General features: G+C 53.8%; 18 protein-coding genes. 13 read left to right on the forward strand and 5 right to left on the reverse strand.

All coding sequences use genetic code 11. The features are described from left to right. Positions 1-102 precede the first annotated feature (102 nt). A complete protein-coding gene (msrQ, locus tag E2L00_RS19135; protein WP_167614539.1) occupies positions 103-708 on the reverse strand; it encodes a protein-methionine-sulfoxide reductase heme-binding subunit MsrQ in 606 nt (201 codons plus the stop codon). Next, positions 709-1,713: a protein-methionine-sulfoxide reductase catalytic subunit MsrP gene (msrP, locus tag E2L00_RS19140; protein ID WP_167614540.1), complete on the reverse strand. Its 1,005-nt coding sequence runs from the start codon at positions 1,711-1,713 to the stop codon at positions 709-711. A gap of 292 nt (positions 1,714-2,005) precedes the next feature. On the opposite strand from msrP, the gene csrD reads away from it, so the two are divergent. The 8 genes from csrD to tldD all read left to right on the forward strand — a co-directional run bounded on the left by csrD (position 2,006) and on the right by tldD (position 14,316). Further along, positions 2,006-3,946, forward strand: coding sequence for an RNase E specificity factor CsrD (csrD, locus tag E2L00_RS19145; protein WP_167614541.1), 1,941 nt, complete (start codon positions 2,006-2,008; stop codon positions 3,944-3,946). 307 nt (positions 3,947-4,253) lie between these two features. After that, positions 4,254-5,297 (forward strand): rod shape-determining protein MreB, encoded by a 1,044-nt coding sequence (gene mreB / locus E2L00_RS19150; RefSeq protein ID WP_000913396.1) that lies wholly within the window; start codon positions 4,254-4,256, stop codon positions 5,295-5,297. A gap of 65 nt (positions 5,298-5,362) precedes the next feature. Then, positions 5,363-6,379 (forward strand): rod shape-determining protein MreC, encoded by a 1,017-nt coding sequence (mreC, locus tag E2L00_RS19155; protein ID WP_167614542.1) that lies wholly within the window; start codon positions 5,363-5,365, stop codon positions 6,377-6,379. After that, entirely contained in the window at positions 6,379-6,867 is a 489-nt protein-coding gene (gene mreD, locus E2L00_RS19160) for a rod shape-determining protein MreD (RefSeq protein WP_167614543.1), read from the forward strand. Before mreC ends, mreD begins: the two co-directional genes overlap by 1 nt. Positions 6,868-6,875: 8 nt before the next feature. Next, entirely contained in the window at positions 6,876-7,469 is a 594-nt protein-coding gene (locus tag E2L00_RS19165; protein WP_167614544.1) for a Maf family protein, read from the forward strand. Then, on the forward strand, positions 7,459-8,928 hold the full coding sequence (gene rng, locus E2L00_RS19170; RefSeq protein ID WP_167614545.1) for a ribonuclease G: 1,470 nt from the start codon (positions 7,459-7,461) through the stop codon (positions 8,926-8,928). The genes E2L00_RS19165 and rng overlap by 11 nt, the downstream gene beginning before the upstream one ends. A 59-nt stretch (positions 8,929-8,987) precedes the next feature. Further along, complete coding sequence (gene yhdP / locus E2L00_RS19175) at positions 8,988-12,797, forward strand: AsmA2 domain-containing protein YhdP (protein WP_167614546.1); 3,810 nt, start codon at positions 8,988-8,990, stop codon at positions 12,795-12,797. Positions 12,798-12,870: 73 nt separating this feature from the next. Further along, the gene (tldD, locus tag E2L00_RS19180; RefSeq protein ID WP_167614547.1) at positions 12,871-14,316 is read left to right on the forward strand and encodes a metalloprotease TldD; all 1,446 of its coding nucleotides are present in this window, start codon (positions 12,871-12,873) and stop codon (positions 14,314-14,316) included. Between the two features lie 150 nt (positions 14,317-14,466). Here tldD and aaeR read toward each other — a convergent pair whose 3' ends face one another. Continuing rightward, positions 14,467-15,414, reverse strand: coding sequence for an HTH-type transcriptional activator AaeR (gene aaeR, locus E2L00_RS19185; protein ID WP_167614548.1), 948 nt, complete (start codon positions 15,412-15,414; stop codon positions 14,467-14,469). 182 nt (positions 15,415-15,596) lie between these two features. Here aaeR and aaeX point away from each other — a divergent pair, with 182 nt between their 5' ends. From aaeX to E2L00_RS19210, 5 genes are all read left to right on the forward strand, one after another. Further along, positions 15,597-15,800, forward strand: a complete 204-nt coding sequence (aaeX, locus tag E2L00_RS19190; protein ID WP_167614549.1) for a p-hydroxybenzoic acid efflux pump operon protein AaeX — start codon at positions 15,597-15,599, stop codon at positions 15,798-15,800. Between the two features lie 7 nt (positions 15,801-15,807). Continuing rightward, positions 15,808-16,740 carry a p-hydroxybenzoic acid efflux pump subunit AaeA gene (gene aaeA, locus E2L00_RS19195; protein ID WP_167614550.1) on the forward strand — a complete coding sequence of 311 codons (933 nt, stop codon included), beginning with the start codon at positions 15,808-15,810 and terminating at the stop codon, positions 16,738-16,740. An 11-nt stretch (positions 16,741-16,751) separates the two neighbouring features. Next, positions 16,752-18,713 carry a p-hydroxybenzoic acid efflux pump subunit AaeB gene (gene aaeB / locus E2L00_RS19200; protein ID WP_167614551.1) on the forward strand — a complete coding sequence of 654 codons (1,962 nt, stop codon included), beginning with the start codon at positions 16,752-16,754 and terminating at the stop codon, positions 18,711-18,713. Between the two features lie 82 nt (positions 18,714-18,795). Then, complete coding sequence (locus E2L00_RS19205; RefSeq protein ID WP_167614627.1) at positions 18,796-20,250, forward strand: NAD-dependent succinate-semialdehyde dehydrogenase; 1,455 nt, start codon at positions 18,796-18,798, stop codon at positions 20,248-20,250. A gap of 42 nt (positions 20,251-20,292) precedes the next feature. Next, positions 20,293-20,565: a barstar family protein gene (locus E2L00_RS19210; protein ID WP_167614552.1), complete on the forward strand. Its 273-nt coding sequence runs from the start codon at positions 20,293-20,295 to the stop codon at positions 20,563-20,565. 60 nt (positions 20,566-20,625) lie between these two features. Here the strand turns inward: E2L00_RS19210 and yhcN (E2L00_RS19215) are convergent, their stop codons facing one another. Continuing rightward, entirely contained in the window at positions 20,626-20,892 is a 267-nt protein-coding gene (gene yhcN, locus E2L00_RS19215; protein ID WP_167614553.1) for a peroxide/acid stress response protein YhcN, read from the reverse strand. A gap of 125 nt (positions 20,893-21,017) precedes the next feature. Continuing rightward, complete coding sequence (gene yhcN / locus E2L00_RS19220) at positions 21,018-21,281, reverse strand: peroxide/acid stress response protein YhcN (protein WP_167614628.1); 264 nt, start codon at positions 21,279-21,281, stop codon at positions 21,018-21,020. Positions 21,282-21,648: the final 367 nt, after the last annotated feature.

Below are 21,648 nucleotides of genomic sequence, written 5' to 3' on the forward strand. Positions count from 1 at the left end.
GTAGCATTTGGCAGCTAAATACTGGTCTTATCAGGGAAGATGATCAACCGATATTGTTATTGATGCCCGCCGGGGCCATATTTTGCAGGAAGGGACACAGTTTCAGGATCGGGCCCACCATCGGCGGAACTTTTTGTAACGCAGGGCGAGGAGGATGAATGCACCCAAAGCATAAAGCAAGGGCTGGGGTGAGATAATCTTCACTGACCAGAGGTAGTGAACGGGGGCGAGGATCGCTACCAGATACACGAAGTTATGCAGTTTTTGCCAGCGTGGGCCGAGCTTACGCTGCGCGCTTTGCGTAGACGTCGCTGCCAGAGCAAGTAGAACCAGCCAGCTAATGATGCCCAATAAAAGGTAAGGGCGCGTTACCAGTTCCTGGCCGAGCAGGCCCAGGTTATTTATCCCCAGCTCTAACAATGAGTAGCTGATCAGATGCAGCGTCGCCCAGGCAAAGCACCAGATGCCCAGTAACCGACGCGTACGGATCAGCAAAGGCTGCTTAGCGTAGCGGGCAAGAGGCGTTACTAATAGCGTCGCCAGCAATAATTTTAGCGCCATTCTGCCGGTAAAATGCTGAATATCTTTCGCCGGATCCGCGCTGAATAGCCCCTGACTGGCGGCATATATCAGCCATACAAAAGGTAAGAATGCGGCGAGATGCAGCGCCACCTTAAGCCAGGTAATTTGCTTTGCTGTCAGTCGCACTCAGAAGTTCTCCTTGAGATTCAGGCCCTGGTAAAGTGAGGCAACCTGTTCGGCATAGCCGTTAAACAGCAGCGTTGGCTGACGTTTTACCTCCAGCACGCCGCCGGAACCGATAAACCTTTCCGATGCCTGTGACCAGCGCGGATGGTCAACGTGTGGATTCACATTGGCATAGAAACCGTATTCATCCGGCGCGGCCATATTCCAGGTCGTGGGCGGTAATTCGCGAACTAATTTGATGCTGACAATAGACTTGATGCCCTTGAAGCCATATTTCCAGGGAACGGTGAGGCGGACAGGCGCGCCATTTTGCGGCGGCAGCGCTTTGCCGTAAACGCCCACGGTCAATATTGTCAGCGGATGCATGGCCTCATCGAGACGCAGCCCTTCTACATAAGGATATTTCAGGCCGCCGCCAATAAAGCGATCCTCCTGGCCGGGCATTTGTTCAGGCGCATACAGCGTTTCAAACGCGACATACTTCGCGTTGCTGGTCGGTTCGACAAGCGCCAGCAATTTACTGAGCGGGAAGCCAATCCACGGCACCACCATTGACCAGGCTTCCACGCAGCGCATACGGTAGATGCGCTCTTCTAACGGGAAGCGCTGGTATAGATCGTCCAGATCGAGCGTCACCGGTTTGGCCACCTCGCCGCTGATTTTTACCTGCCATGGATCGGTCTTCAGGCTACCCGCATTGGCTGCCGGATCGGCTTTATCCAGCCCAAACTCGTAAAAGTTGTTATAGCCGGTGACCTTAGCTTCCGGCGTCAGGGGAAGTTTTGTCTGCCACCGGGCGGGCTGGCTGAACGTCAGCGGTTTGCCTGCGGGGGCTGGCGGACGGTCGTTTCCTTTAAACCATGAGAGAATGTCGGCTTCAGCCGTACGCGGAAGGGATAGCGCCGCCGCGCTGATGCCCAGCGCTTTAAGCACCTGACGACGTTTGAGCATAAACACGGATTCTGGCGTAACATCCGCTTCGGTCAGATGAGCAGCTTTTTTCATGGCAATCTCCAGCAGGGCTTTTCACTAAGCATGACGGAGAAGTTGTATCCCGGCGAATATGTCACAAAAAATTGAAATTTGGGCCACGGTCATTGACAGCGGCCGGGCTTATTATTGGAAAAAACACCCGGAGGGCTATACTCGCTAACTGACGCACAGCATCCGTTTTTGCAACAAATAGCGATATTCTGTCTGCGGGTATTTGCCTGGCATTGGCTTTTACTATGTAATGCCGCGTTAGTCATAGCCCGGTTTAAGGCGGCAATCTTTCTCATACGGAGTTAACACAGGGATGCGATTAACGACGAAACTTTCTGCTTTCATAACCTTGCTAACCGGGTTCGCAATTTTTGTGACGCTTATCGGCTGCTCGCTGAGCTTTTTTAACGCGGCGCATGAAAAGGTTAACCAGCGCGTGCTGGCTGTCGCCACTATTATTGATAACGAGCTGGTCATCTCTTCCCCGCAAATTTTGCTGGCGCGCCTCAATGAAGTGATGGTTCCCGTTGATATCACTGAAATCCATCTCAGGATGGGTGACAAAGTGGTGTACGAACATGAACTGAAGCAGATCTATAACCCCAACGCGGCTCAATACGGCTACCGCAGCGTAACGGTTGAATTGATGAAGCATCCCGGCATGTTCGTCAGCCTGACTTTCCGTGACCCCGTACCTTATTATTACCACTCTCTGTTTAACACCGTGCCGCTTACCATCGCCATCGGCTTCATAATGCTGGTGCTGTTTTTTGCCGTTCGCTGGATGAAAAAACAGTTTGCGGGGGAAGAATTATTGGAAGCGCGTGCAACCAGAATTCTGAACGGTGAGCGCAGCCCGGCAGTGCAGGGATCGGTGCTTGAGTGGCCAACCCGTGCCAGCAGCGCGCTGGATGTCCTGCTTTCTGATTTACAAAACGCGAGTGAACAGCGCAGCAGGATGGACACGCTGATTCGTGCTTTCGCCGCGCAGGATGCGAAAACCGGGCTTAATAATCGTCTTTTTTTCGACAATCAACTGGCGATGCTGCTTGAGGATCAGGAGCGAGTTGGCGCCTATGGCGTGGTTATGATTGCCCGCCTGCCTGATTTTGACACCCTCCACGATACCTGGGGCCGCCCCGCAGTGGAAGAATACCTCTTTACGCTGATTAATATGCTTTCGACCTTTGTGATGCGCTATCCCGGGGCGTTGCTGGCGCGCTATTTCCGTAGCGATTTTGCGGTCCTGCTGCCGCACCGTACGTTGAAAGAAGCCGACGGCATTGCCAGCCAGCTTCTGACAGCCGTAGATACCCTGCCCCCGACCCGCATGTTAGATCGTAACGATATGTTGCATATCGGTATTTACGCATGGCGCAGCGGACAGACCAAAGAGCAGGTAATGGAATGTGCTGAAGTTGCCACCCGTAACGCCTCTTTGCAGGGGACCAATAGCTGGGCGGTGTATGACGATAAGCTGCCTGAAAAGGGGCGTGGAAACGTTAAATGGCGTACGCTTATTGAACAGTCGCTGCGACGCGGTGGTCCACGTTTTTATCAAAAGCCTGCGGTGATGCGCAACGGTTATACTCATCATCGCGAAATCATGTGTCGTATCTTCGATGGGGAACATGAAGTTCTCTCGACTGAGTATATGCCGATGGTAAGGCAGTTCGGTTTGTTCGAGCAGTACGATCGCCAGCTAATAATGCGCACCCTTCCTCTTATTAGCTTCTGGCCGGAAGAAACGCTGGCCATTCAGATTACCGTCGACTCGCTGGTTCGCGTGCCTTTTCAGCGCTGGCTCAGGGATGCGCTGATGCAATGTGAAAAATCGCGGCGTAAACGAATTATTTTTGAACTTGCAGAGGCAGATGTTTGTCAACATATCAGCCGATTACAGCCGGTTATACGTTTAATAAAGGCCCTGGGCGTTCGTGTTGCGGTTGTTCAGGCGGGGTTAACCGTTGTGAGTACAACCTATATCAAGACGCTGGGTGTAGAACTGATTAAGCTTCATCCGGGACTGGTGAGAAACATTGAGAAGCGGACCGAAAATCAGTTATTTATCCAGAGCCTGGTGGCGGCCTGTAATGGAACGCAAACGCAAGTTTTTGCCACGGGCGTAAGAAAGCGTGGCGAATGGCAGACGCTGGTAGAGAAGGGAGTGAGTGGCGCTCAGGGTGATTTCTTTGCCGCCTCAGCGCCTCTGGATAGTAACGTGAAAAAATATTCTCAAAGATATTCGGTTTAACCTGCCGTTTATTGAGTTTTCACGTAGAATAACGCGCGCTGCATCTCATGGGGACGCGTACGTCTGCCGGGCAGAATATCGCAGCAATTAATGTATCGGTTTGCTACCCGGCCCTGTTCGTTTAACCTACAGCGTTTGTTCACTTCCCAAGCGGTTTGCGAAGCAACGTTTCTTAGGTGTAACGGGTAAAGTAAACTGCACAAATTTTCACCGTTGCAGAACATTTATGCGCCTTGTCGCTGCAACGTGTGGTTGGTAAAGTAAGCGGATTTTGTTTCCGCCCCAGCTTTCAGGATTATCCTTTAGTATGTTGAAAAAATTTCGTGGCATGTTTTCCAATGACCTGTCCATTGACCTGGGTACCGCGAATACCCTGATTTATGTAAAAGGACAAGGCATCGTACTGAATGAGCCCTCCGTCGTGGCCATTCGCCAGGATCGTGCCGGTTCACCAAAAAGCGTTGCTGCCGTAGGTCATGACGCAAAGCAGATGCTGGGCCGTACGCCTGGCAACATCGCGGCTATCCGTCCAATGAAAGACGGCGTTATCGCTGACTTCTTCGTGACTGAAAAAATGCTGCAGCACTTTATCAAACAGGTTCATAGCAACAGCTTTATGCGTCCAAGCCCGCGCGTGCTGGTGTGTGTGCCGGTTGGCGCAACCCAGGTTGAACGTCGCGCAATTCGCGAATCCGCTCAGGGCGCTGGTGCGCGTGAAGTATTTCTGATCGAAGAGCCAATGGCTGCTGCTATCGGTGCTGGCCTGCCGGTTTCTGAAGCAACCGGTTCCATGGTTGTGGATATCGGCGGGGGTACTACTGAAGTAGCCGTTATCTCCCTGAACGGCGTGGTTTACTCTTCTTCTGTTCGTATCGGCGGCGACCGCTTCGATGAAGCCATTATTAATTATGTGCGTCGTAACTACGGCTCCCTGATTGGCGAAGCAACGGCTGAACGTATCAAGCATGAAATCGGTTCTGCTTATCCAGGTGATGAGGTTCGTGAAATCGAAGTTCGTGGCCGTAACCTGGCTGAAGGCGTTCCACGTGGTTTCACCCTGAACTCCAACGAAATTCTCGAAGCGCTGCAAGAACCGCTGACGGGCATTGTTAGCGCCGTTATGGTTGCGCTGGAACAGTGTCCGCCAGAGCTGGCTTCTGACATCTCCGAGCGCGGTATGGTGCTGACCGGCGGTGGCGCCTTGCTGCGCAACCTCGACCGTCTGCTGATGGAAGAGACCGGTATTCCAGTAGTAGTTGCAGAAGATCCATTGACTTGCGTAGCCCGTGGCGGTGGCAAGGCACTGGAAATGATCGACATGCACGGCGGCGACTTGTTCAGCGAAGAGTAATCAGCCGCAGGTAAGGGGGAGTCGATGACTGCCCCTTCTTGTTGGCCTGGGAATACGCATAGCCTATGAAGCCCATTTTTAGCCGTGGCCCATCGCTGCAGTTTCGCCTGATCCTGGCGTTGCTGGTGGCGATTGGTGTCATTATTGCCGACAGCCGCCTCGGTACGTTCAGCCAGATCCGAACGTACATGGATACTGCCGTCAGCCCTTTCTATTTTGTCTCCAATGGTCCCCGTGAGTTGCTTGACAGCGTGTCGCAAACGCTCGCCTCCCGTGACCAGTTAGAGCTTGAAAACCGTGCGTTGCGTCAGGAACTGATCCTGAAAAACAGCGAATTGCTGATGCTGGGCCAGTACCGCCAGGAAAACGCGCGCCTGCGCGAATTGCTCGGCTCACCGTTGCGACAGGACGAGCAGAAGATGGTGACGCAGGTCATCTCTACGGTAAACGATCCCTACAGCGACCAGGTTGTGATTGATAAAGGCAGCGTCAACGGCGTTTATGAAGGCCAGCCCGTTATCAGTGATAAAGGCGTCGTAGGTCAGGTTATTGCCGTAGCGAAGCTCACCAGCCGCGTATTGTTGATTTGTGATGCGACCCACGCGCTGCCGATTCAGGTGCTGCGTAACGACATTCGCGTGATTGCAGCCGGTAACGGTTGTACTGACGATCTGCAGCTGGAGCATCTGCCGGCAAATACGGATATCCGTGTCGGTGATGTGCTCGTAACCTCAGGGCTGGGCGGTCGTTTCCCGGAGGGTTATCCGGTGGGCGTCGTTTCTTCCGTGAAGCTTGATACCCAGCGTGCTTACACCGTGATTCAGGCCCGTCCGACCGCTGGCTTGCAGCGTCTGCGTTACCTGCTTCTGCTGTGGGGGGCGGATCGCGAAGGCAAAACGCCAATGCTGCCTGAAGAGGTGCATCGCGTGGCTAATGAACGCCTGATGCAGATGATGCCGCAGGTATTACCGCCAGCGGGTTCAGTCGGGCCGCCGGCTCCTGTGCCACCTCCGGCCACCGGTATGTCGCAGACGTCCGCCGTGGAGACTCCGTCTCCTGCTGACACCCAGGGAGACCAGTAGTGGGAAGCTATCGTAGCCAGGGCCGTTGGGTTATCTTTCTGTCATTTCTGGTTGCTCTGTTATTGCAGGTAATGCCCTGGCCGGACGATATGAAAGTCTATCGTCCGGACTGGGTATTATTGATCCTGCTGTACTGGATCCTCGCCTTGCCCCATCGCGTAAATGTGGGCACAGGATTTATCATGGGTGCCATACTGGATCTGATAAGTGGCTCCACGCTGGGCGTTCGCGCCCTGTCACTGAGTATCGTCGCCTACCTGGCCGCTTTAAAATACCAACTGTTCCGCAACCTCGCGCTCTGGCAACAGGCGCTGGTGGTGATGCTTTTATCACTGGTCGCTGATGTCATCGTTTTCTGGTCCGAGTTTCTGGTGATTAACGTCTCCTTCCGACCGGAAGTGTTCTGGAGTAGTGTAGTGAACGGCGTGCTCTGGCCATGGATATTTCTGTTGATGCGAAAAATCCGTCAACAATTTGCCGTGCAGTAAGGGTAAACATGACATCTTTATATCTCGCCTCTGGTTCACCGCGTCGCCAGGAGCTTCTCTCCCGGATGGGCGTAGCTTTTGAACGTATCGTGACGGATGTGGAAGAGCAGCGTCTGAGCCATGAAAGCGCAGAGCAGTACGTCCGACGTCTGGCGCGAGACAAAGCGCTGGCGGGCGTAGCATTGGCCCCACAGGATTTACCGGTGTTGGGCGCAGACACTATCGTTATTTACAACGGTGAAGTGCTGGAAAAGCCGCGCGATCAAGATCAGGCGGCACAGATGCTACGATTACTCTCCGGACATCAACATCAGGTTATGACGGCGGTTGCGCTGGCGGACAGTCAGTCGGTGCTCGATTGTCTGGTGATGACAGAAGTGACGTTCCGCAGCTTATCAGAACAGGATATCGCCGATTACATTGCCAGCGGTGAACCTATGGACAAAGCAGGCGCATACGGCATTCAGGGGCTGGGTGGCTGTTTCGTCAGGAAGATAAATGGCAGTTACCATGCCGTTGTCGGCCTGCCGCTGGTAGAAACATATGAACTACTGAGTAATTTTCACGCATTGCGTGGTGGACGAGGAAAAGATGACGGCTGAATTACTGGTCAATGTTACCCCTTCAGAAACGCGGGTAGCCTATATTGACGGCGGAATACTGCAGGAGATCCACATTGAGCGCGAAGCGCGCCGGGGGATCGTAGGGAATATCTACAAAGGTCGTGTTAGCCGGGTGCTGCCGGGGATGCAGGCGGCATTTGTAGATATTGGCCTTGATAAGGCAGCGTTTCTTCACGCCTCCGACATCATGCCGCACACCGAATGCGTTGCGGGTGAAGAGCGTAAAAACTTCACCGTGCGCGACATCTCCGAGCTGGTCCGCCAGGGTCAGGATCTTATGGTACAAGTGGTTAAAGACCCGCTGGGTACTAAAGGCGCGCGTCTTACTACGGACATCACGCTTCCTTCCCGTTATCTGGTATTTATGCCGGGCGCCTCGCATGTCGGCGTTTCTCAACGCATCGAAAGCGAAGAAGAGCGCGATCGTCTGAAACGTGTGGTCAGTACCTGGTGCGATGAGCAGGGCGGATTTATCATCCGTACCGCTGCTGAAGGCGTATGCGAGGAAGACCTCTCTTCAGACGCCGCTTACCTTAAACGCGTCTGGACTAAAGTCAGCGAGCGTAAAAAGCGCAATAAAACCCGCTGCCAGCTTTATGGCGAACTTGCGCTGGCGCAGCGCGTACTGCGTGATTTTGCTGACGCAGCGCTGGACAGAATTCGTGTCGATTCCCGTCTGACCTACGACATGCTGCTGGAATTTACCGCCGAGTACATGCCGGAAATGCATGCCAAAATCGAACACTACAGCGGTCGCCAGCCGATTTTCGATCTCTTTGACGTCGAAAATGAAATTCAGCGGGCGCTTGAGCGCAAGGTTGAGCTGAAGTCCGGCGGCTATCTGGTTATCGATCAAACTGAAGCGATGACCACCGTGGATATCAACACCGGGGCGTTTGTCGGCCACCGCAACCTTGACGATACTATTTTTAATACCAATATCGAAGCCACACAGGCCATCGCCCGTCAGCTGCGACTGCGTAACCTTGGCGGCATTATCATCATCGATTTTATCGATATGAGTAATGAAGACCATCGGCGTCGCGTCCTGCACTCGCTGGAACAGGCGCTGAACAAAGATCGCGTGAAAACCAGCGTGAATGGCTTCTCGCAGCTTGGTCTGGTAGAGATGACCCGCAAGCGTACTCGTGAAAGCGTGGAGCACGTGCTGTGCGCAGGCTGTCCAACGTGCCACGGGCGCGGCACGGTGAAAACTGTGGAAACGGTTTGCTATGAAATTATGCGCGAAATCGTGCGTGTTCATCATGCTTATGATTCCGACCGCTTCCTGGTTTATGCATCCCCGGCGGTTGGCGAAGCGCTGAAAAGCGAAGAATCTCACGCGCTGGCAGAGGTAGAAATTTTTGTCGGCAAGCAGGTAAAAGTGCAGATCGAGCCGCTCTATAATCAGGAGCAGTTCGACGTCGTTATGATGTAACCCGGGTACGGGTTGTACTTTTTGAAGCACCGAGCCGTGAGGCTGACAAGGAGAGAGATGTGAGGCGACTGCCCGGCATTCTGCTGCTCACAGGCGCAACGCTGATTGTTATCGCCGCACTGCTGGTGAGCGGTATGCGGCTCCTTTTGCCGCACCTTAATGCCTGGCGCCCGGCATTGCTGGAAAAGATTGAAGCTATGACGGGCACGCCGGTGGATGCCAGCCAGATTCAGGCAAGCTGGCAGAACTTCGGCCCCACGCTTGACGTGCGTGACATCAACGCCGGCCTGAAGGACGGCGGCGAGTTGAGCATTAAACGCGTTACGCTGGCGCTGGATATCTGGCAAAGCCTGCTTCATGCTCGCTGGCAGTTCCGCGATCTCACCTTTTATCAACTGCGCATGCGCACCAATACCCCGCTCAGCCAGAACCGCGGCGACGGCCAGCTCGAATCGGGCAAAATCAACGATCTCTTTTTGCGGCAGTTCGATCATTTCGATCTGCGCGACAGCTCCCTTAGCTTTCTTACTCTCTCCGGCCAGCGCGCCGAACTTGCCATTCCCCAACTGACCTGGCTGAACTCTAAAAATCGTCACCGTGCCGAAGGCCAGGTGAGCCTATCAAGCTTTACGGGCCAGCATGGCCTGGCAAACGTCAGGATGGATCTGCGTGATGACGATGGCATTCTCAATACCGGCAAGGTATGGCTGCAGGCCGATCGCGTTGACGTTAAGCCCTGGCTGGGCCACTGGATGCAGAACAACGTCGATTTGCAGGACGCTGAGTTTAGCCTTGAAGCATGGATGGAAATTAAAGGCGGAGACATTGCGGGCGGCGATATCTGGCTTAAACAGGGTGGGGCAAGCTGGAAAGGAGACCAGGCAGACCATCATTTATCGGTTGATAACTTAGTGGCCCGTGTGAATCGTTCCGCGACGGGCTGGGACCTTGCGATCCCTTCGACCAACATCACGCTTGATGATAAAACCTGGCCGAAAGGTTCCCTGAGCCTGGCGTGGCTCTACCCGCAGGATGTCGGCGGCAAAGCGAACAAACGCAGCGAAGAACTGCGCGTGCGAGCAACCAATATGGAACTGGAGAGTTTCTACGGCCTGCTGCCGATTGCGGCCAAAATTTCGCCCGATTTGGGCGAAATCTGGAACGCCCTGAAACCACGCGGGCATATTGATGTGCTGGCGGTGGATATCCCGCTGCAGCAAACCGAAAAAACGCGCATGCAGGGGCGCTGGAAGGATGTCAGCTGGGATCAATGGAAGATGCTGCCGGGCGCCGAGCATTTTTCCGGATCGATTACCGGCAGCGTGGAACACGGTCAGCTTAACGCTCAGATAACCGATGCAACAATGCCGTATAAGACGGTATTCCGCGCTCCGCTGGAAGTTGAAAGAGGCGTAGCCTCGCTTGAATGGCGGAAAAATGCCGCAGGTTTCCAGCTTGATGGTAAAGATCTGGATGTGAAAGCTCGTTCGGTCCGGGCGCGCGGCGATTTCCGCTACTTTCAGCCTTCCGGGGGCGAGCCCTGGCTGAGCATTCTGGCTGGCATCAACACTGATAATGGCGCAGATGCCTGGCGCTACTTCCCTGAAAACCTGATGGGCAAAGCGCTGGTCGACTATCTGAGCGGAGCCATTCAGGGCGGGCAGGCAGAAAATGCCACCCTGGTTTACGGCGGTAACCCGCATCTGTTCCCTTATAAGCACAACGAAGGGCAGTTTGAAGTTCTGGTTCCGCTGCGCAATGCCACATTTGCTTTCCAGCGGGACTGGCCCGCGCTGGAAAATCTGAATATAGAGCTGGATTTCATCAACGATGGCCTGTGGATGAAGAGCGATGAGGTGAAACTTGGCGGCGTTACCGGTCGTAATCTCAGCGCCATTATCCCCGATTATTCCAAAGAAAAGCTGCTGATTGATGCGGATATCTTTGGGCCAGGGAGCGCCGTCGGGCCGTACTTTAAAGAAACGCCGCTTGAAGATTCGCTGGCCGCCGCCCTCGATGAACTTCAGATTGGCGGCGATGTGAATGCTCGCTTACATCTTGATATTCCGCTGGACGGCAAGATGACAACGGCGAAAGGCGACGTGGTGCTTAACAACAATACGCTGCTGATAAAACCGCTCTCCAGCACCCTGAAAAATCTGAGCGGTAAGTTCAGCTTTGTAAATGGCGATCTGCAAAGCGAGCCGCTGCGGGCGACCTGGTTTAATCAGCCAATGAATATTGATTTTACTACTAAAACTGGCGAAAAAGATTATCAGATTGGCGTGAATCTGAACGGCGACTGGCAGCCCAATAAAATGGGTGTATTACCGGAACAGGTGAACAAGGCGCTGAGCGGCAGCGCGGCATGGAAAAGCGTGGTGGGCATAACGCTGCCTTATCGCGGTAGCGCCAGCTACAACATTGACCTGGACGCGGATCTGAAGAATGTGAGTAGTCACTTACCTGTGCCAGCAAATAAGTCTGCCGGGCAACCGCTGCCGTTAAAGGTTGCCGTGAAGGGCAATCTTTACAGCTTTAATCTGACGGGCAACGCCGGGGAAACCAATCGTTTTTCCAGCCGCTGGCTACTTAACAAAAAACTGACGCTCGAGCGCGCTATCTGGGCGACGGATAGCCATACCATTCCCCCTCTGCCTGAGCAACCGGGGCTGGAGTTAGACCTGCCGGCTATGGATGGCGCGCAGTGGCTGGCCTTATTCAGCCAGGGCGCCGCTACGGGCGTTGGCGATGCGGCAGTTTTCCCGTCCGATATTACGCTCAGAACGCCTTCTTTAACGCTTGCCGGGCAGCAGTGGAACAACCTCAGCCTGGTTTCGCGTGCCACACCAAACGGTACTCAGGTTAATGCTCAGGGTCGTGAAATTAACGCAACGCTGAATATGCCTGATAACGCACCATGGCAGGCCGCGATCAAATACCTTTATTTCAATCCTGACTGGAGCGTGGCGACTACATCGTCCGCCCCGCCGAGCGGCACATCACTTGCGCCAGTTCAGGACACAATCAGTTTCCGCGGCTGGCCTGATGTACAACTGCGCTGCGTCGAGTGCTGGCTGTGGGGGCAAAAATATGGCCGCGTTGACGGCGACATAGCTATCAAAGGCGACACCCTGGCGCTCAGCAATGCGCTGGTCGATACCGGCTTTGCACGCCTGACCGGCGAGGGTGAATGGGTGAACAGCCCGACGGAAATGCGCACTTCCCTGAAAGGTAAGCTGAAAGCCAACAAGCTGGATGCGGCCACTAACTTCTTCGGCGTGAAAACCCCGATTCAGGGCTCCTCCTTCGATGCGGATTATGATTTACACTGGCGCGATGTGCCCTGGAGACCGCAGGAAGCCTCGCTGAACGGCATTCTGCATTCCCGGCTGGGTAAAGGACAAATTGCCGAACTGGGCACAGGGCATGCGGGCCAGCTGCTGCGACTGGTGAGCTTTGATGCGCTGATGCGCAAGCTGCGTTTCGACTTCAGCGATACCTTTGGCGACGGCTTCTACTTCGACTCTATCCGCAGCACGGCGTGGATAAAAGACGGAATATTGCATACCGATGACACGCTGGTGGACGGGCTGGAAGCAGATATTGCTATGAAAGGCTCGGTGGACCTGGTCGCTCGTCGGCTCGACATGGAAGCCGTGGTCGCCCCGGAAATTTCCGCGACGGTTGGCGTTGCGGCAGCCTTTGTGGTCAACCCTATTGTAGGCGCCGCGGTATTTGCCGCCAGCAAGGTGCTTGGGCCTTTGTGGAGTAAAATCTCCGTCCTGCGCTATCACATCACCGGCCCGGTAGATAATCCGCAAATCAACGAAGTGCTGCGCCAGCCGCGCGTGAACAAAGTTAAGTGATTTGACGCGGGCAGTTAATTGCCGCAAGCTCAATAGATAAACCCAATCGGTATGAAATAAGAGTAATCAAACGATGAGTCTGAACCTGGTAAGTGAGCAGTTGCTGTCTGCGAATGGCTTAACCCATCAAGATCTGTTTTCCATTCTCGGCCAGTTGTCCGAGCGTCGGCTCGACTATGGGGATCTCTATTTCCAGTCCAGTTATCACGAATCCTGGGTGCTAGAAGACCGCATTATTAAAGATGGTTCGTACAACATTGACCAGGGCGTCGGGGTCCGTGCCGTTAGCGGTGAGAAAACCGGCTTTGCTTATGCCGATCAAATCAGCCTGCTGGCGCTGGAACAAAGTTCCCATGCGGCGCGCAGCATTGTTCGTGAGCAAGGCGATGGTCGCGCACGTACGCTCGGTGCGGTAGAGCACAGCGCGTTGTACACCACCGCCGACCCTTTGCAGAGTATGACCCGCGAAGAGAAGCTCGACATCCTTAAGCGTGTCGATAGCGTGGCACGTGCGGCAGATCCTCGCGTGCAGGAAGTCACCGCCAGCCTGACGGGCGTTTATGAATTAATCCTCGTGGCGGCAACGGACGGCACCCTTGCCGCAGACGTTCGTCCGTTAGTGCGATTATCTGTTAGCGTTCAGGTTGAAGAAGATGGCAAGCGCGAGCGCGGCTCAAGCGGCGGCGGCGGTCGTTCTGGTTATGACTATTTCCTCGAAACTATCGACGGCGAAGTTCGTGCCGATGCATGGGCGAAAGAGGCCGTGCGTATGGCGCTCATCACTTTGTCTGCCGTTGCGGCACCGGCGGGTATGTTCCCGGTGGTTCTCGGTGCGGGCTGGCCTGGCGTGCTGCTGCATGAAGCGGTTGGTCACGGCCTGGAAGGTGATTTTAACCGTCGCGGTACTTCCGTGTTCAGCGGGCAGATGGGCCAGCTAGTTGCCTCTGAGCTTTGCACGGTTGTGGATGATGGCACCATGACTAACCGTCGCGGCTCGGTTGCAATCGACGATGAAGGCGTGCCGGGACAATACAACGTGCTGATTGAAAACGGCATTCTGAAAGGTTACATGCAGGATAAGCTAAACGCACGACTGATGGGCGTTGCGCCAACCGGCAACGGCCGCCGTGAGTCCTACGCGCATTTGCCGATGCCGCGCATGACCAACACCTATATGCTGGCAGGTAAATCCACGCCGCAGGAAATTATTGCCTCCGTTGAGTACGGTATCTATGCGCCAAACTTCGGCGGCGGCCAGGTGGATATCACTTCCGGTAAGTTCGTGTTCTCGACTTCAGAAGCGTATTTGATTGAAAAAGGTCAGGTCACAAAACCTGTGAAAGGTGCGACGCTGATTGGCTCCGGCATCGAAACCATGCAGCAGATCTCCATGGTGGGCAACGACCTGGCGCTGGATAACGGCGTAGGCGTCTGTGGCAAAGAAGGTCAGAGCCTGCCGGTAGGCGTTGGCCAGCCAACCCTTAAAGTCGATAACCTTACGGTTGGCGGTACGGCATAAAACTAAACGGCCGGGATAACCCCGGCCGTAGTCTGATGCTGTTAAAATCCTGAAATATGTTATCCGGAAAATTAGCTGCAAAATCAAAGGATTGGTTTCGGCTGTTAATCACAAAGAAAGAAAAATCATGCTTTCTTTCTTTGTCAGCAGCTAACTCCGGCTGTTTTCTATCCCACGTCCGTTACTTTCCCGCACGCCCTGGTACAGCTGTGCCACCTTCACAAAGTATTCTGTCAGGTAGTTAATACACACCTGCACCTTCAACGGCAGCTTGTCCTTTTCGGTATAGAGCGCGTAGACCGGGCGCGGATCCGACTGGTAGCGAGGGAATAAGATCTCCAGCTCACCGCTGTTGATCTCATCGATCACCCACATCAGCGGCACGTAGGCGATCCCGGCCCCGGCTTTCAGCCAGCGTGAAAGCGTCATCGGATCGTTGGTGACGAAGCGTCCCTGCGGGATCATCTTCGTGGAAATGCCTTCAGGGGCGATGAGTTCAAATTCGTTGTCGGGCCGTACGCTGTATTCCAGCCACGAATGGTTTGCCAGATCGGCCGGTTTTTCCGGTATGCCATTTTGCTGGAGGTAGCTTTTCGAGGCGCAAATAACCATTGGCATCGATCCGAGCCGTTTTGAAAACAGGCTGGAGTCCTGGAGCGCACCCACGCGAATCACCACGTCGAGACCATCCGCAATCAAATCCGGGGCAGGAATGCCGGTCACCAGGTTAACCTTGAGTCCCGGGTACTCTTTAAGCATATCTGCGGTCATGTTTGCGAGCACATTCTGTGCCATGGTTGAAGAACTGCCGATGCGTAGCGTGCCAATAGGCGTATTGTTGAAGGCGTAAAGTTGCTCGTGCACTTCCTGGACTTCATGTAACATCTTGCGGCAGCCGAGATAGTAAATCTTACCCGCTTCGGTAAGGCCAATGCTGCGGGTGCTGCGGTTCAACAGCTTTACCTGCAGTTCGTCCTCAAGCTTTGAAACCGTCTGGCTGATGGACGATACGCTCATCTGCAGTTGCCTTGCGGCAGCGGTGAAAGAGCCGAGATCGACCACTTTGGCAAAAACCGACATGCGCTTAAGTCTTTCCATTGTTCACTCTGAGTTAAAAGTGATTTAGATCACATATTATAGATAACAAGGTAACAGTTACGTTAATATATTATTATTAACACAGTCCAAACCGCGTTCTTATCTGCCGTTCCCGGCAATCCTTTAGTCGCGGATAACCGTCCGGGGCCCGTGTCGCCTGCACTGTCTTTAACAAGGTTAACATGAGTTTATTTCCAGTTATCGTGGTATTCGGTCTTTCCTTTCCACCGATATTCTTTGAGCTGATCGTTTCACTGGCGGCTTTCTGGCTGGTGCGCCGTTTGCTTACCCCAACGGGTATCTATGATTTTGTCTGGCATCCGGCATTATTCAATACAGCGCTCTATTGCTGCCTGTTTTATCTCGTCTCGCAGCTGTTTGTTTGAGGTTGATGTGAAAACACTTACAAGAAAAATGACCCGTACCGCCATCACGCTAATTCTGGTGCTGCTGGCTTTCATCGCTATCTTCCGCGCCTGGGTGTTTTACACCGAGTCGCCCTGGACGCGTGACGCCCGCTTTACTGCGGACGTTGTCGCAATAGCTCCTGACGTTTCCGGGCTGATTACTGCCGTAAACGTGCATGACAACCAGTTAGTTAAAAAAGACCAGGTGCTGTTTACTATCGATCAGCCGCGCTATCAAAAGGCGCTGGAAGAGGCGCAGGCAGACGTTGCCTATTATGAAGCGCTGGCGAGTGAAAAACGCCGTGAAGCCGGACGCCGTAACAAGCTTGGCATTCAGGCGATGTCGCGCGAAGAGATCGATCAATCGAACAACGAGCTGCAAACCGTGCTGCACCAGCTTGCAAAAGCTGAAGCAACGCGCGACCTGGCGCAGCTTGACCTGCAACGTACCGTTGTTCGCGCCCCGGCGGATGGCTGGGTGACCAACCTGAACGTGCACGGCGGCGAATTTATTACCCGTGGTTCAACGGTGGTGGCGCTGGTGAAACAGCATTCTTTCTACATTCTTGCCTATATGGAGGAGACCAAGCTTGAAGGGATCCGTCCAGGATATCGCGTGCAAATAACGCCGCTGGGCAGTAACCGTATATTACGCGGCACCGTGGATAGCATCTCAGCCGGTGTCACTAACGCCAGCAGCACCAGCGATACAAAAGGCATGGCCACCGTGGATTCCAACCTGGAATGGGTGCGCCTCGCACAGCGCGTGCCGGTACGTATTCGTCTGGATGAGCAACAGGGTAACCTGTATCCGGCAGGCACCACGGCGACGGTCGTCGTCACCGGTGAGAAAGATCGCGATACCGAGCACGACTCCGCATTTATGAAATTCATGCATCGCCTGCGTGAGTTCGGGTAAGACCGGCGGCTATGTATTCTATTTCCCGACTGCACCTGCGCTTTGCGTTCAAGCTGGCGTTTGCCATCGTGCTGGCGCTGTTTGTGGGTTTCCACTTTCAGCTCGAAACGCCGCGCTGGGCCGTATTAACCGCGGCGATTGTGGCTGCCGGTCCCGCGTTTGCGGCGGGCGGTGAGCCATACTCAGGCGCTATCCGTTATCGCGGTATGCTGCGTATCATCGGTACGTTTATCGGTTGTGTCGCGGCGCTACTCATTATCACGTCGATGATTCGCGCGCCGGTTGTGATGCTGCTGGTGTGCTGCATCTGGGCCGGCTTTTGTACCTGGATTTCTTCGCTGGTCAAAGTAGAGAATTCTTACGCCTGGGGCTTAGCCGGCTACACGGCGCTGATCATTGTTATCACTATTCAGATGGACCCGGTCACTACGCCGCAATTTGCCATTGAGCGCTGTAGCGAAATCGTTATTGGCATCGTCTGCGCTATCCTTGCGGATTTACTCTTTTCCCCGCGTTCTGTTAAACAGGAGATTGATCGTGAGCTGGACAGTCTGCTGGTGGATCACTATCGGCTGATGCAGCTTTGTGTTGCTCACGGCGATAAAGCAGAGGTCGATAAAGCCTGGAGCAGCATGCTGCGGCGCACTACCGCGCTTGCGGGCATGCGCAGCAACCTCAACATCGAATCTGCACGCTGGGGGCAGGCAAACCGCCGCCTGAAGGCGATAAACACGCTCTCCCTGACGTTGATTACCCAGGCCTGTGAAACGTTTCTGATCCAGAACACGCGCCCTGAATTTGTCTCGCCAGCATTCCGAATGCTGTTTGAAAAGCCGGTAGAAACCGCGGCGGATGTGCATAAAAAAATGAAGGTGTTAAGACGCATCATCACCTCCTCCGGCGAGAAATACACGCCTGTGACCATCAGTACCTGGGTCGGTGCCGCGACGCGCTTCCTGCTGTTAAAACACGGTGTGACAAGCAACACCCGTATCAGCGCCGTAGAAGAAGAGATTCTGACTGACGAAGTGGTTATCAAAGTGCAGTCGGCAGAACGTCACCATGCGATGATTAACTTCTGGCGCACCACCATTTCGTGCCTGCTGGGCAGCCTGTTCTGGCTATGGACCGGCTGGACCTCCGGCAGCGGAGCGATGGTGATGATTGCCGTCGTAACTTCCCTGGCGATGCGGTTGCCCAATCCGCGCATGGTGTCGCTGGACTTCCTGTACGGCATGCTGGCCGCGCTGCCGCTTGGCGCACTCTATTTTCTGGTTGTCCTTCCCGCCACTCAGCAAAGCATGCTTTTGCTGTGTATCAGCCTTGCGCTGCTGGGCTTCTTTATGGGGATAGAAGTGCAAAAGCGACGGCTGGGGTCAATGGGTGCGCTGGCCGGGACGATTAACGTTATCGTGCTGGATAATCCGATGACCTTTCACTTCAGCACCTTCCTGGATAGCGCGCTGGGGCAAATTGTCGGCTGCTTCCTGGCGATGATGGTCATTTTACTGGTGCGGGATAACTCCAAAGAGCGTACCGGGCGCACGCTGCTTAATCAGTTTGTTTCGGCTGCGGTTTCCGCACTGACCACCAATATCAGCCGTCGGAAAGAGAATCATCTGCCGGCGCTTTATCAGCAGCTTTTCCTGCTGTTGAATACCTTCCCGGGCGATATCGATCGCTTCCGTCTGGCCCTGACGCTTATTATCGCGCACCAAAGATTGCGTGACGCGCCTATACCGGTGAATCCCGACTTGTCCGCTTTCCACCGCCAGTTACGCAATACGGCCGACAAAGTGACCTCTGCTGCCGGTGATGACAAGCGGCGTCGTTACTTCGAACAGCTATTGGGTGAGCTGGACATTTACCAGGAAAAACTCCGTATCTGGGAGGCGCCTTTACAGGTTACCGAGCCGGTGAAAAGGCTGACAGATATGCTGCACAAGTACCAGCACACGCTGATAGACGCTTAATCAGCACCTCAGAGCCGACGCCATGCGTCGGCTTTTTTATATCTATACTTACCCGATGTGCAATGCGTAACAGGAGAAAATGATGACAATTCAGGCGCTCCAGGACAGTGAACTTTTCAATACCGGCTATCTGGTTAACGGGGAATGGCGCAAGCTTAATAACACCTTTGATGTGCTGAACCCGGCGACGGGTGAGGTGATTGCCAAAGTGGCGAAAGCCGGTAAGAAAGAGGCGGAAGAAGCCATAGCGGCGGCGGCAGATGCCTTCCCGGCATGGCGTGCGAAAACCGCAAAAGAACGTTCAACGATCCTTTATCGCTGGTACCAGCTCATTATCGAAAACAAAAGCTGGCTGGGACAGCTGATGACCACAGAACAGGGCAAGCCGCTGCAAGAAGCTGAGGGCGAAGTTGAATACGCCGCAAGCTTTATTCAGTGGTTCGCTGAACAGGCTAAACGTGCCAATGGCGAAATCATTCCAGCAGCCAAACCGGGCTCGCGGATCCTCGCGACGCGTGAACCGATTGGCGTGGTAGCTGCTATTACCCCGTGGAATTTTCCGTTGGCAATGCTGACCCGTAAGCTCGGTCCGGCGCTGGCCGCAGGCTGTACCGGGATAATCAAACCTGCCAACAATACGCCGCTTTCCGCTTTCGCTTTACTGGCTCTGGCGAAACAGGCTGGCGTGCCGGATGGCGTTCTGAACGCGGTAGCGGGCAATACTCCGGAAATCAGCGATGCGATTATGGCAAGCCACGAGGTGCGCAAAATTTCCTTCACCGGTTCCACCGCCGTGGGCAAAACGCTGGTGCGTAACGCGGCTGAAACCATGAAAAAAGTATCGATGGAGCTGGGCGGTAATGCGCCATACATCGTGTTTGACGATGCCGATATCGATGAGGCCGTAAAAGGCGCGATTGCGAATAAATTCCGTAACGCAGGTCAGGTTTGCGTTAGCGTGAACCGGTTCTTTATTCAGGAAGGGGTTTACCAGCGGTTCGTCAATAAGCTGGCGGAGGCGGTTAAGGCGCTCAAGGTCGGTAATGGTATGGATGAGGGTGTGGTTGTCGGGCCGCTTATTGAAAAGTCTGCCGTAGACAAAGTCCGCGAGCATGTGGAAGACGCGATAGCCAAAGGCGGTAAGGTGCTGACGGGAGGCAAAAGCCACGATCTGGGCGGCAACTTCTGGCAGCCAACGGTGATTATTAATGCGAATGATGAGATGAAGCTGGCGCAGGAAGAGACCTTCGGTCCACTGGCGGCCTGCTTTAGCTTCAAAACTGAAGAAGAAGCTATCAGGCGAGCCAATAATACGCCCTTTGGCCTGGCCGCTTACTTCTATACGCAGAATCTGCAACGCGTATTCCGCGTCTCGCAGGCGCTTGAAAGCGGGATGATCGGCATTAACGAATGCGCCGTGTCGACTGAACTGGGGCCGTTTGGCGGGGTAAAAGAGTCCGGTCTTGGTCGGGAAGGCTCGGTGCTGGGGCTTGACGACTACCTGGAAGTTAAAACCCTGCACATTGGCGGCCTGTAGACGTACGGCGGTACGGCGTATGCTTGGTTGGGATGGCCGGAAATGAAAAAATATACTTTTGATTTTAACGAGATAGAGGATCAGCAGGGATTCTATCGCCACTTTATCCAGGTATTTTCACTCGAGAAAAAGCAGGTCCACGATCTCGATAGCTTGTGGGATGCGGTGGTTGGAGGAGGGTTGCCTCTGCCGGTGGAAATTGAATTTGTTCATCTACCGGAGATAAAAAGGCGGCGTTACGGCGCGCTGATCCTGCTTTTTGACGAAGCGGAAGAGGAGCTCGAAGGGCAGCTCCGCTTTAATATCCGCGTTTAACAGGCATAAAAAAGCCCCCGGCAAAAGGGGGCAAAGTCGTCGGAGGTTGACGACGAGGGTTTATTTATACAGTTCAGCGGTGGCGTGCCAGGTATCGCCTGTACGAGCTTCGGTAACGCGATAGGCTGAAGCGCCTTTCTCTGTCGCTTTTTGTGATAATTCCTGACGCATATCCATTGGCGCACTGCCTATCTGGCTTACGGAGATGCTGCCTAAAGACTGCATGCCTTGCGTCTGCTCGCTGGTTATCTGATGCGCGGCTGCGTTAGCGCCAAAAGAGAGAACGGACAGAAGGCTAAGGGCGGCGATAGTTAATTTGGTTTTCATAATGTCTACTCCTGAATATTTTTCCCAACGACCGGAAGGGCTAAATGGCGATTTTTGTGCTTAGGGCCGTTGCGTGAGATTGTCGTTGCTAAATTTTTACTTTGACCGGTTTATGTCGCTGAACATTATTTATACAGTTCAGCCGTTGCGTGCCAGTGGTCACCGGAACGGGCTTCAATGATGCGATAAGAAGAAGCCCCTTCCTGCTCGGCTTTTTGCTCCAGTTTCTGATGCATATCCATTGGTGAACTACCGATGCCGCTTACGGACACGGTGCCCACCGGCTGAAGGTTTTGTGCGCCATCGACATCGACAGATGTGGCAGCAAAAGCACCAAAGGAAAGCATGGAGAGCAGGCTTGCGGTAACTAATGTATTTTTCATATTCATAATTTTTACCTCGTCGTATTCTTTTGTTCGGGTCATCGTTTCGTGACCTTCATCACATAATCAAGTATACACTAGTAACGGGAAAAATTAATACCCTGCTAACAGTTTCCAATGAAAATTTGTATTAATAGAATGTTTTCTTATGATGTTTAGTTATTAAAAATGAATGTTTAATGGGGATTTTTTGTCAAACTAGTTGTAAATCAATGGGATAAAGCACTTTGATTATTTGTGCGATCCGTCACAGAACAAACTCTCTTTAAGCGGGCTGATTGCTGGGGATATCTGCTGCGAGGCTGAAGCGAAACGGTCGTTTGCGCCCAAATAGGAGGATAAAGAAGAATTACCCGCCACGGTGAAGGCGGGT

Source organism: Cedecea colo (assembly GCF_011808225.1).
Lineage (GTDB): Bacteria > Pseudomonadota > Gammaproteobacteria > Enterobacterales > Enterobacteriaceae > Dryocola > Dryocola colo.

Bases quoted from the DNA above. Each gene is read 5' to 3' on its own strand.
- mreB (WP_000913396.1), top strand. From the start codon at position 4,254: ATGTTGAAAAAATTTCGTGGCATGTTTTCCAATGACCTGTCCATTGAC.
- yhcN (WP_167614553.1), bottom strand. From the start codon at position 20,892: ATGAAAACCAAATTAACTATCGCCGCCCTTAGCCTTCTGTCCGTTCTC.
- aaeB (WP_167614551.1), top strand. From the start codon at position 16,752: ATGTATTCTATTTCCCGACTGCACCTGCGCTTTGCGTTCAAGCTGGCG.
- E2L00_RS19205 (WP_167614627.1), top strand. From the start codon at position 18,796: ATGACAATTCAGGCGCTCCAGGACAGTGAACTTTTCAATACCGGCTAT.
- tldD (WP_167614547.1), top strand. From the start codon at position 12,871: ATGAGTCTGAACCTGGTAAGTGAGCAGTTGCTGTCTGCGAATGGCTTA.
- E2L00_RS19165 (WP_167614544.1), top strand. From the start codon at position 6,876: ATGACATCTTTATATCTCGCCTCTGGTTCACCGCGTCGCCAGGAGCTT.
- mreC (WP_167614542.1), top strand. From the start codon at position 5,363: ATGAAGCCCATTTTTAGCCGTGGCCCATCGCTGCAGTTTCGCCTGATC.
- rng (WP_167614545.1), top strand. From the start codon at position 7,459: ATGACGGCTGAATTACTGGTCAATGTTACCCCTTCAGAAACGCGGGTA.
- yhcN (WP_167614628.1), bottom strand. From the start codon at position 21,281: ATGAATATGAAAAATACATTAGTTACCGCAAGCCTGCTCTCCATGCTT.
- msrP (WP_167614540.1), bottom strand. From the start codon at position 1,713: ATGAAAAAAGCTGCTCATCTGACCGAAGCGGATGTTACGCCAGAATCC.
- aaeX (WP_167614549.1), top strand. From the start codon at position 15,597: ATGAGTTTATTTCCAGTTATCGTGGTATTCGGTCTTTCCTTTCCACCG.
- csrD (WP_167614541.1), top strand. From the start codon at position 2,006: ATGCGATTAACGACGAAACTTTCTGCTTTCATAACCTTGCTAACCGGG.
- aaeR (WP_167614548.1), bottom strand. From the start codon at position 15,414: ATGGAAAGACTTAAGCGCATGTCGGTTTTTGCCAAAGTGGTCGATCTC.
- E2L00_RS19210 (WP_167614552.1), top strand. From the start codon at position 20,293: ATGAAAAAATATACTTTTGATTTTAACGAGATAGAGGATCAGCAGGGA.